Origin of the sequence: Streptomyces sp. NPDC058812, assembly GCF_042744565.1 — a bacterium.
Classification (GTDB): domain Bacteria; phylum Actinomycetota; class Actinomycetes; order Streptomycetales; family Streptomycetaceae; genus Streptomyces; species Streptomyces thinghirensis.
On record NZ_JBHYOB010000015.1, the window covers coordinates 164,168 to 178,419 of the forward strand.

General features: G+C 68.4%; 15 protein-coding genes and 1 pseudogene. 12 read left to right on the forward strand and 4 right to left on the reverse strand.

The genetic code is table 11. The features are described from left to right. Positions 1-313 precede the first annotated feature (313 nt). On the forward strand, positions 314-961 hold the full coding sequence (locus ACFW48_RS27740) for a hypothetical protein (protein ID WP_386318949.1): 648 nt from the start codon (positions 314-316) through the stop codon (positions 959-961). On the opposite strand, the gene ACFW48_RS27745 is transcribed toward ACFW48_RS27740, so the two are convergent. From ACFW48_RS27745 to ACFW48_RS27755, 3 genes are all read right to left on the reverse strand, one after another. Beyond that, a complete protein-coding gene (locus ACFW48_RS27745; RefSeq protein ID WP_386318951.1) occupies positions 922-1,362 on the reverse strand; it encodes a hypothetical protein in 441 nt (146 codons plus the stop codon). The two genes, ACFW48_RS27740 and ACFW48_RS27745, sit on opposite strands and share 40 nt — an antisense overlap. 362 nt (positions 1,363-1,724) lie before the next feature. Continuing rightward, positions 1,725-2,171 carry a hypothetical protein gene (locus ACFW48_RS27750; protein WP_386318954.1) on the reverse strand — a complete coding sequence of 149 codons (447 nt, stop codon included), beginning with the start codon at positions 2,169-2,171 and terminating at the stop codon, positions 1,725-1,727. A gap of 8 nt (positions 2,172-2,179) precedes the next feature. Then, positions 2,180-2,422, reverse strand: a complete 243-nt coding sequence (locus ACFW48_RS27755) for a hypothetical protein (protein ID WP_386318957.1) — start codon at positions 2,420-2,422, stop codon at positions 2,180-2,182. 454 nt (positions 2,423-2,876) lie between these two features. Between ACFW48_RS27755 and ACFW48_RS27760 the strand changes: the two genes are divergently transcribed. From ACFW48_RS27760 to ACFW48_RS27785, 6 genes are all read left to right on the forward strand, one after another. After that, positions 2,877-3,761, forward strand: a complete 885-nt coding sequence (locus tag ACFW48_RS27760; RefSeq protein WP_386318959.1) for an Arm DNA-binding domain-containing protein — start codon at positions 2,877-2,879, stop codon at positions 3,759-3,761. Continuing rightward, the gene (locus ACFW48_RS27765; RefSeq protein WP_386318962.1) at positions 3,737-4,228 is read left to right on the forward strand and encodes a tyrosine-type recombinase/integrase; all 492 of its coding nucleotides are present in this window, start codon (positions 3,737-3,739) and stop codon (positions 4,226-4,228) included. Before ACFW48_RS27760 ends, ACFW48_RS27765 begins: the two co-directional genes overlap by 25 nt. A gap of 344 nt (positions 4,229-4,572) precedes the next feature. Continuing rightward, positions 4,573-5,934, forward strand: a complete 1,362-nt coding sequence (locus ACFW48_RS27770; RefSeq protein ID WP_386318964.1) for an alpha/beta fold hydrolase — start codon at positions 4,573-4,575, stop codon at positions 5,932-5,934. Positions 5,935-5,978: 44 nt separating this feature from the next. Further along, positions 5,979-6,614: an MBL fold metallo-hydrolase gene (locus ACFW48_RS27775; protein ID WP_386318966.1), complete on the forward strand. Its 636-nt coding sequence runs from the start codon at positions 5,979-5,981 to the stop codon at positions 6,612-6,614. Positions 6,615-6,679: 65 nt separating this feature from the next. Beyond that, the gene (locus ACFW48_RS27780) at positions 6,680-7,459 is read left to right on the forward strand and encodes an exodeoxyribonuclease III (RefSeq protein WP_386318968.1); all 780 of its coding nucleotides are present in this window, start codon (positions 6,680-6,682) and stop codon (positions 7,457-7,459) included. A 95-nt stretch (positions 7,460-7,554) separates the two neighbouring features. Continuing rightward, positions 7,555-7,962 carry a DUF6278 family protein gene (locus ACFW48_RS27785; protein WP_386318971.1) on the forward strand — a complete coding sequence of 136 codons (408 nt, stop codon included), beginning with the start codon at positions 7,555-7,557 and terminating at the stop codon, positions 7,960-7,962. A gap of 220 nt (positions 7,963-8,182) precedes the next feature. Here the strand turns inward: ACFW48_RS27785 and ACFW48_RS27790 are convergent. Further along, positions 8,183-8,614 (reverse strand): annotated as a pseudogene (locus tag ACFW48_RS27790) (hypothetical protein); the annotation flags it as partial. 485 nt (positions 8,615-9,099) lie between these two features. On the opposite strand from ACFW48_RS27790, the gene ACFW48_RS27795 reads away from it, so the two are divergent. From ACFW48_RS27795 to ACFW48_RS27815, 5 genes are all read left to right on the forward strand, one after another. Beyond that, positions 9,100-9,633: a hypothetical protein gene (locus ACFW48_RS27795; RefSeq protein WP_386318974.1), complete on the forward strand. Its 534-nt coding sequence runs from the start codon at positions 9,100-9,102 to the stop codon at positions 9,631-9,633. Continuing rightward, positions 9,611-10,567: a hypothetical protein gene (locus ACFW48_RS27800; RefSeq protein WP_386318976.1), complete on the forward strand. Its 957-nt coding sequence runs from the start codon at positions 9,611-9,613 to the stop codon at positions 10,565-10,567. The genes ACFW48_RS27795 and ACFW48_RS27800 overlap by 23 nt, the downstream gene beginning before the upstream one ends. Before the next feature lie 71 nt (positions 10,568-10,638). Next, complete coding sequence (locus ACFW48_RS27805; protein ID WP_386318978.1) at positions 10,639-12,093, forward strand: peptidoglycan-binding protein; 1,455 nt, start codon at positions 10,639-10,641, stop codon at positions 12,091-12,093. Next, a complete protein-coding gene (locus ACFW48_RS27810; protein WP_386318980.1) occupies positions 12,090-12,902 on the forward strand; it encodes an ABC transporter ATP-binding protein in 813 nt (270 codons plus the stop codon). The genes ACFW48_RS27805 and ACFW48_RS27810 overlap by 4 nt, the downstream gene beginning before the upstream one ends. 11 nt (positions 12,903-12,913) lie before the next feature. Then, the gene (locus ACFW48_RS27815; RefSeq protein WP_386318983.1) at positions 12,914-14,185 is read left to right on the forward strand and encodes an ABC transporter permease; all 1,272 of its coding nucleotides are present in this window, start codon (positions 12,914-12,916) and stop codon (positions 14,183-14,185) included. The last annotated feature ends 67 nt before the right edge of the window (positions 14,186-14,252 follow it).

Sequence of the window (14,252 nt, forward strand, 5' to 3'; positions counted from 1 at the left end):
GTGACACACCCGCTCTTCCAATCAGCCTGGAATACGGGCACGCCAATCCACCGGACGGAAAACTCCGACCGGATCGCTTCGCGGAAAAAGCGCAAAGCGGCACTTGTCTAATCACGCGCAGAGGCGCACGTCAACTACTTTCCGATAGTCGCCCAATGACGGATGATTCGGAAGGCAGGGATTTCAAACATCAAATTTATGTCCGCTTTGTCCAAGTGGTGGACTGGGTGACCCGTCATGCGGTACAACAGCGCAGTTCTGTGCAGAAATTTGCGCGTCATCGCGCGCACTCGACGAAAGTCAGACCCATGCCATGACCGGAAACGTAGAAGCAGCGAAAACAGCCGACCCTGAAACTTCTGCAAAGGAACCGGCCGCCACGACCGGAGACTCGGCCGAAAAACGCCATGGCGGCGACCGGTCTGCTTACGTTGCCGCCGGGGCGGTCGTCGCCGCCTGCCTGAGCCTCGTCCTGTACGGCATCCTCGGCACGGAGGACGACGCAGCCCCCGAGCAACAGAAGACACCGACGGCCGCCGTGACGTATGAGGTCGCCGGTGAGGGCAGTGTCGAGGTCAGCTACCTTGCCCACGGCAGTGAGGGCAGAGCCAAGGTTGAGACGGACGTCGAAATGCCGTGGAAGAAGACCGTGCACGTGCCACTGGGCAAGCGGCCCACCATCAGCATCCTCCTCGACGGCGAGGGCGGGCAGGCACGGTGTCTACTAGCAATCCGCGGCGAGCACGTTCAGGGCGCCACCGCATCGGGCGCCTACGGCCGCGCCACCTGCGCCGGCGAACTACCCGCACCACGCGACCCCACGAGCGAACGCCACAATGACCTCCACGCCCAAGCGGGTGTCGCGAGGAGCAGGAATCACCCAGACATCGGCGTCGCGCCGTCATCGGAGCGGACGCGGGCCTACGGCGCGATGGGGTCGGGGGGAAACCTTTCGGGGTGAGCTGACGCGAGGTAGTCCATGGCTGTGTCTTCGGTGATCCCGAAGACGGTCATCAGGTGGGCCGGATCGGCCGTTGCCCGGGCCTCGTCCAAGATCCTGTCGATGCGCACCTGCTCCGAGTTGAGCCCGAGGTGTCCAAAGAAGTACTGGAGCGCCTTGTGGCTCATTCGAGGACCTGTAGGGTCGTGCGCGGTCACCCGTGTGACCAGTAGGTGGGGATTGGCGGCGTGCGGCCAACGCGCCGCACGTTCCTTGAGCATCGTGGCGATCAGGGACAGAGTGAAGTCGTCCAGGTGGACGAGCCGCTTCTGCCTTCCGGATGCGTCCCGCACGCCGAGGGTCCCCGTCGACCTGTTCAGATCCGACAGCAGTGTGCCGCGGACTGCGAGCAAGCCTGCCATGGCGAGCCGGACACGGGACGGGGCCGGCGGGGCGGGGCGCAGAGACTGAGCCACAGGTCGTACCTCCTTGAAACGGAGGTCCTGCGTACCAGACCCATGGCCAGTGGCCTACCGATTTCCTACGGTCACCCGGATCAACGAATGAGCCGGTGTCCATCGTCTTCCGGAGCACTCGGGGCCGCCGGGATCGTGGGCGAAGTAGCGCAGGCCGCTGATGGACTTCTTGGCGTGCATCCGGTGCCGGCAGTCGGTGCAGTGCAGCACCGCGCGCGGGGTGACACGGTGGCCGTTCCCGAAGGCCCAGCCGCAGCCGAGGTCGGCTTGGGTCGTGTCGAGCGGCCCGCGGTCGGGGTGAAGGGCGGCTACTGCACCGGGTCCTCGTAGTACGCCGATTCCGGCTTGACGCCCCGCGTCCAGCGCGAGAACTGCTTGTCCTCTCCCGCCTGACGGTCGATCGCGCGGCCGGTGACGTACAGGGTGGTGACCTGCCGGCCGGCGCCGTAGTCGAAGCGGACTTCGCGGGCGGCCCGGTAGACGCCGTAGCTGGTGATGTCGTGCACGGACATCCGTCCGGCCCGGCCGAAGACGAGGGCGGGCTCCAAGCGCTCGAAGAACACCCAGGTCTGTTCGAGGCAGGGGACGCTCTCCGAGGAGAAGCCGGTGGCCCAGCCGTGGAGGACAAGGTGGGTGTCTTCGTGGTCCTCGTCGGGCAGGGCGCGGACCGCGTGGATGTGGTCGTAGTTGGGCTGACTGCTCGCGTATGCCCAGTCCGTGCAGGCCGGGCAGGTGCCCTTGGCGGTGGCGCTCATGGTGTTCCTCATCGCGTACCGGGTGCGGGTGCAGGTTGGCGGCCGGTGGCGTCGGCTTCGTCGTACGCGGCGAGAGAGTACGACAGGGTGGAGCAACCCACCCCGAAGTGCCGGGCGATGGAGGCGACCGGCACCCTCGCGTCGCGGTGGGCAAGCGCGACGGCGAGCATTTCGCCGCCCGGCGACTGGCTCGTGCCGAGTCTCGCGCGGACGTATGCCGGCTCCGCTTCGACCATGTCGGGGAAACCCATTGCAAAAGGCGTGCGACGTGTATGAGGTCCGCCTGGAAGCCAGGACTTTCTCGTCGTGGGGCGCTCCGCCAGCCGCTCGCCCTACCAAACAGCCGGGCCGTAGGTCATATCCAGAGCGCGCACCCCTCTGGCATAGGTAGGTTCTGGCGCTACACCCCACGGTAGCTGGACCCCGGTTCGGCAACTACCTTCCCTTATTCGCCCATGGCAGAAGAGAAGGGCGCTGGAAAGGGTGGAAGTAGCCGTAGGGGTATGTCAACGTACAACACCCTGAACCATGTGGTCGGTCAGCCCATGCCCGACGTAACGAGGAGCTCGCCCTGTTTGCGAACGTTGCCGCTTTGTCTGCCTTCTCGTCGTCTCACCAACGTTCGCGACACGCTGAGAGCGTGGATCGCGTGCGGACGGCGAGCGCAACATAGACGACGATCGCCGGTTAGCCAAACCGGCGATCGTGACGATCCTCGAAGCATGTTCGCGTGCGCGGCTGCGCTTGGCGGTGGAGCTGCCTGAACCTTCAGATGCCGCTCTGCGCCATGGCGTGGAACGACGCTGGTCTGGTGCCAATCAGTTGAGCCAGTGCCTAGTCGGCGTAGGCCACGAACAGAAGGAGTGTGAGTACCCCCTGTCCGATCCGATCAAGAAGCTCCCACCCAACTCGAAGGGGCAGGTGCGATACCGGTTCGTGGTCGACGTGGGAGTCGACCCTGCAACCGGAAAGCGCAGGCAGTTGACTCGTACATTTGCCACGCTTAAGGAAGCGAAAGGTGAGTACGCGCGCATCACTAACCGTCGCCAGGAGGGGACGTTCGTTCCTCCCAAGCAGATCACTCTCAACGAGTGGCTAGATCGGTGGCTGGCCATGAAAGCAGATGATCTGGAAGAGACCACTATCTATAACTACCGGATTACCTTGGATCGGGTTCGTGGGAAATTGGGTCATATCCAACTTCAAGAGCTCACGGAGGAGGATGTAGAAGAGTGGATGCATTGGGCGTTGAGGTATAGACGCGCGCGCGGCGGAAAAGCTGGTACTCCGCTTGGGGGGACCAGTGTGGAAATGAGCCTCGCGCGATTGAAGGATGCCTTGAATCGGGCAGTGACGCGAAGGCTGCTGACCATGAATGTGGCCCAGCATGTCTCAATCCCGCGTAGGGCGCGTAAGGAGGATCGGAAGAAGAAGCAGGAAGTGAAGCCGTGGAACGTCCAGGAAGTCCAGATGTTCATTCACGGCGTCAAGACGGAACGGCTCTATGCTCCCCTCCTGGGCTGCGCCCCGCTGAAGTCTGCGGACTTCGATGGGAGGACGTCGACTTGGACGATGCCACGATCATCATAGCCAACACCCGGACGATGATGGGGAATCGGTACGTCGTGGAAAAGGACACCAAGTCCATGGCCGGAGAACGTGCTCTTCCTATGCCGGGTCCAGTACTGATGGCCCTTAGAACGTTCAAGGCTCTGCAGGCCAAGGAGAGGCTGGTCCTCGGTGAGGCTTACTCGGACTCCGGCTACGTCGTGGCGCACGAGACGGGGGAGGCTTTCACGATCAAGCAGCTCCGCAGGCGCGCGTACCGGCTCATGGAGGTCCTTGGCCTGCGCAGAGTACGTCTCTACGACGCTCGTGCCTCCTGCCTCACCTTCCTTGCCAACAACGGTGTGCCGGACCACATCCTCGCCCGGTGGGCCGGGCACACGAACGTGAAGACCACGAAAAAGTGGTACGTGAAGCCGGACGTGGAAGACCTCCGCGAAGCCGCCAGCACATGGGATGGCCTGCACGGTGAGGTGAACGGTCGCGCGTGAGGCCGGCGGCGTATCCCAAGGGGTGGTTATCAGGTGCTGATCCGAGTGGCCCGAACGGTTTCCCGCTACGCTGTCCCGACCTTCGGGACAGCGCCAGACGCTTTGCTGCAAACTCGGAACAGCTGGCAGCTGTGCTGGTGAAGGCAGCAGCGCGTCGACGTGAGGACAGGGCGAGAGCGCGGTCGGCCGGGACACGCTGCGCCAGGGCGCGCGTGCACACTGAGAAAATCAGACTCGATCGATGAGGCCGCCGGCAGTGCCCGACGAGTCGAGCCGCAGGTGCACCGGGCCGTCGGCTTCCCCCGGCTGTGTGAGATTTTGTGAGACGTGAGAGGGTCTGGGGCGTGAGTGAGACACCGTCGACCCCCCTGCAATACCGCTTTGACGGGCCAGAAGAGGCCCCGGTCCTGATCCTCGGTCCCTCACTGGGTACCACATGGCACATGTGGGACCGGCAGGTGCCCGAGCTGGCGCAGCAGTGGAGGGTCTTCCGCTTCGACCTGCCGGGACACGGCGGCGCCGCCGCCCACCCTGCGGGCTCCGTCGCCGAACTCACCACGCGTCTGCTGGCCACACTCGACGGGCTCGGCGTGCAGCGCTTCGGCTACGCGGGCTGCGCCTTCGGCGGTGCCGTCGGCATCGAACTCGCCCTGCGCCACCCCGAACGCCTCGCTTCCCTCGCGCTGATCGCCGCCTCGCCGCGCTTCGGCACGGCCGACGAGTTCCGCCAGCGCGGCGTGATCGTCCGTACGAACGGGCTGGACCCCATCGCCCGCAGCTCGCCGGAGCGGTGGTTCACGGGAGGGTTCGCCGCCGCCCAGCCCGCGATCACCGAGTGGGCCGTGCAGATGGTGCGGACCACCGATCCCGGCTGCTACATCGCCGCCTGTGAAGCGCTCGCCGCGTTCGACGTGCGTGGCGAACTCGGGCAGGTCGGCGTCCCGACCCTGGTCCTGGTCGGCTCCGACGACCAGGTCACCGGCCCCGCCGAGGCCCGCACCCTGGTCGCCGGCATCCCGGACGCCCGCCTCGCCGTCGTCCCCGGCGCCTCCCACCTGGTCCCGGTCGAGCAGCCCGCGGCCGTCACCGACCTGCTGGTGCGGCACTTCACCACCGCCTGGCAGACCGGCCACGACGCCTCCACGGGCCAGATCGCCGTCCCGGCCGCCCACGCGACCGCGCCCGTCGCCCCCGCGGGACCGGCGGCCCTCGCGGCCTCGGCCGCCCCCGTCCAGCCGGCCATGGCCCCGCCGCCGCAGGCGGCCGCGCCCGTCGCCGAGATCGCCCCGGCCGCCGTAGCGCCGCAGGTCCCGGCGCAGGGTCGGGCCGACCCGTACGAGGCGGGGCTCAAGGTGCGCCGCGAAGTGCTCGGTGACGCGCACGTCGACCAGGCGCTGGCGCAGGCGGACGAGTTCTCGGGGGACTTCCAGGAGTTCCTCACCCGGTACGCGTGGGGCGAGGTCTGGGACCGGCCCGGCCTGGACCGGCGCACCCGTAGCTGCGTCACCCTCACCGCCCTCGTCGCCGGCGGTCACCTGGAGGAACTCGCGCCCCAGCTCCGGGCCGCCCTGCGCAACGGCCTCACCCCGGACGAGATCAAGGAAGTACTGCTCCAGGCGGCCGTCTACTGCGGCGTACCGGCCGCGAACGGCGCCTTTCGGGTGGCGCAGCAGGTCATCCGGGAGGAGACCACGCCGCCCGAGTGAGTCCTGCCCGGCCGCGGGCCGGCCCGCGGCGGCAGGATGGAGTCATGAAGCTCACCAAGAAGTCGCACGCCTGCGTCCGCCTCGAGAAGGACGGGCGGACGCTCGTCCTGGACCCCGGCGGATTCAGCGAGGAGGACGCCGCCCTCGGCGCGGACGCCGTCCTCGTCACCCACGAGCACCCCGACCACTTCGACGAGCTGCGGCTGCGCGCCGCGATGGAGAACAACCCGGCCGCCGAGATCTGGACGCTGAAGTCGGTGGCGGAGAAGATCTCGGCGGCGTTCCCGGGCCGCGTGCACACCGTGGGCCACGGCGACACCTTCACCGCCGCGGGATTCGACGTGCAGGTCCATGGGGAGCTGCACGCGGTGATCCACCCGGACATCCCCCGCGTCACCAACGTGGGCTTCCTCGTCGAGGGCGGCAAGGTCTTCCACCCCGGTGACGCCCTCACCGTCCCCGACCACCCGGTGGAGACGCTGATGCTCCCGGTGATGGCGCCGTGGAACAAGATCTCCGAGGTCATCGACTACGTCCGCGAGGTGAAGCCGCAGCGCGCCTACGACATCCACGACGCCCTCCTCACCGACCTCGCCCGACCGATCTACGACCGCCAGATCGGCGAACTGGGCGGCGCCGAGCACCGGCGGCTCGCCCCGGGGGACTCCGCGCGAGTGTGAGGCCCCGACCGGTGACGATCCCGGGCGGGACGGGGTTGTCAGTCCCGCCCGGTAGGTTGTGGGACATGCGCATCGCGACCTGGAACGTGAACTCGATCACCGCCCGCCTGCCGAGGCTCCTCGCCTGGCTGGAGAGCAGCGGCACCGACGTGCTGTGCCTCCAGGAGGCCAAGGTCGCCGAGGAGCAGTTCCCCTTCGACGAGCTGCGCGAGAAGGGCTACGAGGCGGCGGTGCACGCCACCGGCCGGTGGAACGGCGTGGCGGTGCTCTCTCGCGTCGGCCTTGAGGACGTGGTCAAGGGCCTGCCCGGCGATCCCGGCTACGACGGCGTACAGGAGCCCCGCGCTGTCTCCGCCACCTGCGGCCCGGTCCGCGTCTGGTCGGTGTACGTGCCCAACGGCCGCGAGGTGGAGCACCCCCACTACGCCTACAAGCTCCAGTGGCTCGAGGCGCTCCGCACGGCCGTCGAGGGCGACGCGACCGGCAGCCGCCCGTTCGCGGTGATGGGCGATTACAACGTCGCCCCGACGGACGACGACGTCTACGACCGCGCCGCCTTCGAGGACTCCACCCACGTCACCCCCGCCGAGCGCGCCGCCCTCGCCTCCCTGCGCGGCGCCGGCCTGTCCGACGTGGTCCCGCGCCCGCTCAAGTACGACCAGCCCTTCACCTACTGGGACTACCGCCAGCTCTGCTTCCCCAAGAACCGCGGCATGCGCATCGACCTGGTGTATGGCAACGAGCCCTTCGCCAAGGCGGTCACCGACTCCTACGTCGACCGCGAGGAGCGCAAGGGCAAGGGCGCCTCGGACCACGCGCCGGTCGTGGTGGACCTGGACGTGTAGGCGCCCCCAGCCTCCTGCTCCGCTCCTGCTCCCCTCCAGCGCCGCTCCTGCGTGCCCTGTGGTGCACATGGCGGTTCGAATGACAGTCTGGAGGTATGAACTTCCCCTTCCTGGGCAAGCGGCGCGAAGATCACCGGGGTCACGACGCCGAGGGCATCGGTGACCTGCTCGCCGACTGTGATCTGCTGCGCTCCCAGGCGTTGCGGGAGGGTGTCCGACTCGACGACTCCGCGGTCTCGCTGGAGCAGCTCGACCAGGTACTGCCGCGCTGGCGGAGCGACGAGGAGATCCTGACCTGGCTCGGCAACGACGCCGGTCTGTACCTCGGCACGGTGATCGTGCGCACCGTGCCCGGCGCCGCCTGGTCCATCCGGTCCGACGGGCAGCCCGTCGTCCGGCTCGCCTCCGGCCGGGAGTTCGACGTGGTGGCGTCCGGCCACGCGTGGGCGGCGGACGGCGTGCCCGAGCTATCGCAGCTGTACGGCGAAGTCGCGGAAGCGTGAAGCCTTGACCCAACAATCGCGTTAAATAGGGCTAATGCCCGAAAGGTGCGTGTCGTTGGCATACCTGCCCTTTGTGTCGATACGTTGCAGTGGTCAGGTCACACACGAACGCACAGGGGCATACGCAGGGTGCAGCCGGAGATCACTGCTCGCGCGGCGGATCGGACACCAGGACGGGCCGTCCGCAGGCGAGAAGAAGGTCAGCTGCACACCGGGCCTGGGCCCGGTGGGAGTTGCGGGTCGTCGGTGCCGGTGCCGGTGCCGGCAGGGGGCTTGTCGCCGGCCGGGTCACGTCCCCGACCAGTTCGACGACATCCGGGCCGTACGCCTGCGAGTTGACCACCTTCAGCAGCAGCACGAAGGAGTTGTTGCCGTGCTTGCGGGCGAGCTTCTCGTGGTGGCGCGCGAGGTAGCGGGTGGCGGCCTGATTGGTGATCGCGCGCTGGCCGCAGAACAGGAAGGCCGGCCGGGCCTCGCGCCGGTCCCCGGCGGTGAGACGGGCCAGCAGGACGTACTCCGTGACGCCCGCGTCCATGCGGTAGCGCTCGCCGCCGATCTGGAAGGCGCCGCGGTCCGGGCCCGGCTCCGGATCGATGTTGATCCTTACCCCGGGCAGCATGGCCGCCATGTGGGCCACCATGCGCCGGTTCGGACGCTTGCGGCGGTTGCTGAATTCCGTGGTCCGGGTGAGGGATGTCGTTTGCAGGTCGCCCACGCGGGGGCGCGGCGCCCCGCGCAGCCTCATCCGGCAGGACGCCCCGGCAGTTGGCAGTGACTCGGCAGGGGATCGAGAACCCGAACGGCGGAATCGTCACACCGGTCATGCCCAGCCAGGAGACTTCGGCAAGGTCGTGTCACTAGCTCTCGGCCAGGTCGGTGCCTGATCTTCTCGCGGCCGGAATGTGACCTACCTGTGATGGGTCAGAAGTGATCACTTGTCCGTTTCGGTGTGATGTGAAACTGATTTAATGATGAGCACTTCCCGGGGGGGACTGCAACGCACGGAGCATGGTTTCGATACCCGATCGATCCTTGCTGCAACTTCGCACGGTCGCATGTGCAGCGACATGCGGAATCGCCTGAACAGCCTGCGTTCCACTCCTCTGACGGCATTTTTCTCTCTCTTGAGGAGTAGGAATGAACACGTTCAGCAAGCGCGTCAGTGCTGCGCTCGCCACCATTGCTGCTACGGCCGCCGCCCTGCTTGGCACCGCGCCGACCGCGAACGCAGCCACGTACAAGGTGGACAACAACTGCGGCTACAAGGCCTGCGCCATCGAATACGCGGGCGGCCAGCTCAACCTGCACTACAACTCGATCGCCAACGACGGCTACTACTCGGCTGTGGCCCACTTCTACGGAAACGTCTACAACTACGCGGGCGAAACCGTGTCGGCCAACGGCGCCACTGCGCAGACGTACAACTTCGTGTTCGGTAAGAACGTGAATGGCAATACCGCGCCCGGCACGGGCCAGGCCGTGAAGAACAATGCGGCCTCCGTCGAGAACTGCGGCCCGTGGGACTCCTACCGGATCTACTACAACTCCGGTTACCAGGGCAGCTCGCAGTTCTTCGCGCACACCAACGGCAGCCAGTACTGCGCCGGCGGCAAGATCGTCGACCTGAACTCCACGCTGAAGAACAACAATGCTTCGCAGCACTTCGCGTAACCGACGCTACGCGCTGCTCGCCGTGACTGTGCTGGTCAGCACGGTCACGGCGGGCTGCGCCGCCGAGCAGAAGCCTGACCCGGCGGCTGTGGCCGCGCAGAGTCTGAAGAACGTCGACCGGTCCAAGTGGCCTCCGGCCACCCCTGAAAGCGGGCTGGCCAAGGGATTGACCCTGCCGCTCGAGCAGTACATGCAGACGTTTGAACAGAACGTGGTCATCGACCAGGCCACACGCAACCTGCAGTCCGAATGCATGGCGGGTTTCGGCTTCGATTTCCGCCCGCCGCCCGCCGGTACCACGCCGCCGCCGAACTCCAATGACGCGAACATGGAACGGCGCTACGGCATCACCGACCGCAGGGTAGCGGAAAAGCACGGATACGGGCTCGACGAAAAAGGCCCGGAAGCCGGAGCGCGACCGCCGGCCCTGACCGAGTCCGCGGAAATGGTGCTGAGCGGCGGGCTCCGCAAGGGCGACAGCTTCACCCCGGCCCCGGACTCGTACGAGGGGAAGAAGATCCCCAAGGGCGGCTGCACGGGATGGGCCAAGAACAAGGTCGGATCCGCCGGACTTGATTTCTCGCTCGTGAGCCGCCTGAACTACGAGAGCCTGATGCAGTCCCAGGATGCTCCGGAAGTTCAGGAAGCCACAGATAAATGGTCGTCCTGTATGAAGGGGAAGGGCTACGAAGTCGCCCATCCTTTCGAGGCCATCGACCTGAACAAGGGGCAGCCGCTCGACAGCGAGCGGGCGGTCAATGTCGCACTGGCGGATATTGACTGCAAGAAGTCCGTCGACCTGGTGAACATCTGGTTCGAGACCGACTCCGAAATCCAGCGCAAGCAGATCGAGGAGCACCAACTCGCCCTTGGCGAGGCGAAAAAGCAGAACGAAACCGCGGTGAAGGCCGCGGAGCAGGTGCTGCGCGGCTGACCGCGCCACCGTCCGGTCCGCACGAGCGGACCGGTCAAGGCCAGGAGAAGGTCCGGGGAAAGGGAACCGCCATGTCCGATGGCGAGGTGCACACGGGTGCTTCAGGGCTGACCCGAAAGCGCCGGTGGGCCGTGGGGATCGCCACGGGAGCGGTACTGCTCTCCGGCGCCGGCATGGCGGCCACCCAGATGATCAAGTCGCCCGCGCAGGCCGCGGCCGACTCCGAGGCGCCCCCGCCGACGGTGCTCACGGCCCCGGTCGAGCACCGGGTCCTCGAGGACTCGGTCACCGTCCGCGGCACGGTCACCGCGGCCCAGACCGTCGAGGTCAGCCCCTCGGCGGGCAGCCCCGACGGAGGTGCGCCCGTTGTCACCAAGCTGCCGGTCAAGGGTGGTCAGCAGATCGAGGCCGGCCAGCGGCTCCTCGAGGTCTCCGGCCGTCCGGTGTTCGCCTTGCAGGGTGAGCTGCCTGTCTTCCGAGACCTGAAGCCCGGGGCGGAGGGGGATGACATCGCCCAGCTTCAGGACGCGTTGACCGCGCTCGGGCACAGCACGGCCGGTGACCGTGACGGGTACTTCGGGCCGCGGACGAAGGCCGCGCTCACCGCGTTCTACGACAGCATCGGTTATACGCCGCAGCCTGCCCAGGAGGACGGCGACAGCGCGGTGGACAGCGCCGAGTCCGCGGTGACCGAGGCCGAACGGGCGCTGGAGGACGCCCGCTTGGGCGCGGCGTCCGGCGCCGGCTCCGGCACCCGCGGTGAGGACGCGGGCACGGGCACCGGCGTGGACGGCAAGGGCGCGGGCGAAGGCTCCGCGCGCCAGGTCGAGCGGGCGCGGGAGGACCTGGCCAAGGCACGCGAAGAGTTGGCCCGGGTGCGGGCGACGACCGGACCCATGCTGCCCGCCTCCGAAGTCGTCTTCCTGTCCCGCTTCCCCGCCCGGGTGGACGAGGTGCACGCGCGGGTCGGCGAGGAGGTGTCCGGGCCGGTCCTCACCGTGTCGGCCGGCGCCCTGGTCGTCCACGGCTATCTGCAGCAGCACGAGAAGGGCCTGGTCAGGTCCGGCCAGCAGGTGGAGATCCTGTCCGAGGTGACCGGCCGCACCGCGACCGCGAAGGTCGTGTCGGTCGCGGACACCGTCGGTCAGGAGCAGACCGCCGCGAGCGGAGAGGACAAGGAGCAGGCCGCCGGCGCCCAGGGGTACTTGATGCTCGTACGCCCGGACGAGCCGCTGCCGCCGGACCTCACCGGGCAGGACGTGCGCCTGACCGTGCGCGCCGCGGCCACCAAGGGCGCGAGCCTGGTCGTGCCGCTGTCGGCGGTGTCGGCGGGCGCGGACGGCAGGACGACGGTAACCGTCGTGGAGAAGGGGGACGGCCGGCGCAAGGTGGCGGTGGCCACCGGGAGCACAGGGGACGGCTGCGTGGAAGTGCGCCCGCAGACCACGGACGCGCTCACCGAAGGGGACAAGGTCCTCATCGGCGTGCGCGCGAGCCCCGCGGGCGCGGCGGGAGCGGGTTCGTGACTGCCGTAGCCGAGCCCCCGGTCATCGAACTGCGGCAGGCCGGCCTCACCTACCCGGGGCCACCACCGGTACAGGCTCTCGCTCCCTGTCACCTGCGCGTCGAGCGGGGCGAGTTCGTGACCGTGGTCGGTCCCTCCGGGGCCGGTAAGTCGACGTTCCTGAACATCGTGGGGCTGCTCGACTCACCGACGTCGGGCAGGTACCTGCTCGACGGTGTCGACACCGGCTCGCTGCCGGACGCGGACCGCACGGCCCTGCGCGGACAACGCATCGGATTCGTGTTCCAGGCGTTCCATCTCATGCCGCACCGCAGCGCCCTGGAGAACGTGGCGCTCAGCCTCCTCTACGACGGCACTCCGCGCGGGGAGCGGGCGGCACGCGCCCGCGCCGCCCTCGAACAGGTGGGGCTCGGCCACCGCTTGCACTCCCTGCCCACCCAGCTCTCCGGCGGGGAGCGCCAACGGGTCGCCATCGCGCGGGCGTTGGTGGGCCGGCCGTCGCTGCTCCTGTGCGACGAGCCGACCGGCAACCTCGACACCGCGACCGCTGAGGCCATCCTCGGGCTTCTGGACGCGGTGCACCGCAGCGGTATGACAGTGGTCGTCATCACCCACGACCCGGCGGTGGCGGCCCGCGGCCGCCGCACCCTGACCATCCGGGACGGCACGCTGTCGGAGACATCAGCCCCGCCGCACCTCGAGGTGGACACCCGGCCGCACGGCCCGATGACACTCCGCCCCGAGCCCGAGCCCGAGCCCGAGCCCGCGTCCGACCGGTCACACTCCCCGACCCTCGACCTCCCGCAGTGAGGAAGGCCCGTATGAGACGTCTTCCGTTTTCTCTGCCTGGGCTCCGCGGGCGCGAGGCCGGCCGGCCCGCCGGCGTGACCCGGCACCGGCTCGCGGTGCGGGACCTGCTCTCCGAGGCCCTCGCCGGCGTGCTGCAGCGCCCTGCCCGTTCCGCGCTGACCTCGCTCGGGACGGTGCTTGGAGTCGGCACGTTCGTCGCCATCCTCGGCTTGACCGCGACCGCCTCCTCGCAGATCGACGAGCGGTTCAACGCGCTCAGCGCCACCGAGGTGACCGTCGACGACGTCTCCCGCGAGCAGGGCGCCCCCGGCACCGTCGGCTTCCCCGCCGATGCGGACCAGCGGGTGGAGCGGCTCAACGGCGTACGAGACGCAGGCGTCTACTGGTCCGTCGACCTGGCTCCCGAGGAGCAGGTCAGATCGGCACCGGTGGGCCCCGACCGCGGCAGCAGCCGGATCCAGGTGGTGGCCGCCTCTTCAGGCGTGCTGAGAGCGGCGCACCCCACCCTCGCCCAGGGCCGGCTCTACGACCCTTGGCATGACCGCACTGAGCAGCGGGTCGCCGTCGTCGGCGCAGGGCTTGCCGCCCGGCTCGGCATCACGACCCTGGAGACCGCGCCCGCCGTGTTCATCGGTGACGAGGCCTTCACGGTCGTGGGCATCGTGGACGACGTCGAGCGCCAGGCCGACCTGCTGCTCTCAGTCGTGGTGCCCCGGTCCACCGCGCAGCAGATCTGGGGTGCGCCGAAGAACGCGCCCAAGATGCTCGTCTCCACACAGTTGGGTGCCGCCCCGCAGGTGGCCACCGAGGTACCGCTGGCGCTCGATGCCGCACACCCGGAGCACTTCAGGTCCGTGCCACCGCCCGACCCCAAGTCGCTGCGGACTGAAGTGGGTGGTGATCTCGACCAGTTGTTCCTGCTGCTCGCCGCGATCTGTCTGTTCATCGGAACACTGGGCATCGCCAACACCACTTTGGTCGCCGTTCTGGAGCGCACCGGTGAGATCGGTCTGCGCCGCGCACTCGGTGCCCGCGGACGGCACATCACGGCCCAGTTCCTCACCGAGTCGGGCGCGCTCGGCATGCTCGGCGGCCTGGTCGGCACGTCACTCGGCATCCTCACCGTCGTGGGCGTCGCTCTGGCCAGGGACTGGACACCCGTGATCCATCCGCAGGTCGCCGCCGCCGCACCCGGCATCGGGCTGCTCACCGGTCTACTCGCGGGTCTCTACCCCGCATGGAGGGCCAGCCGGGTGCAGCCGGTCGAGGCGCTGCGCCGGTAACCGCGAGCCGCCCGCTCACATCGCAGGACCCGCGTGCCGACCCCGCCTCCTGCGGCGGCACTCCCCC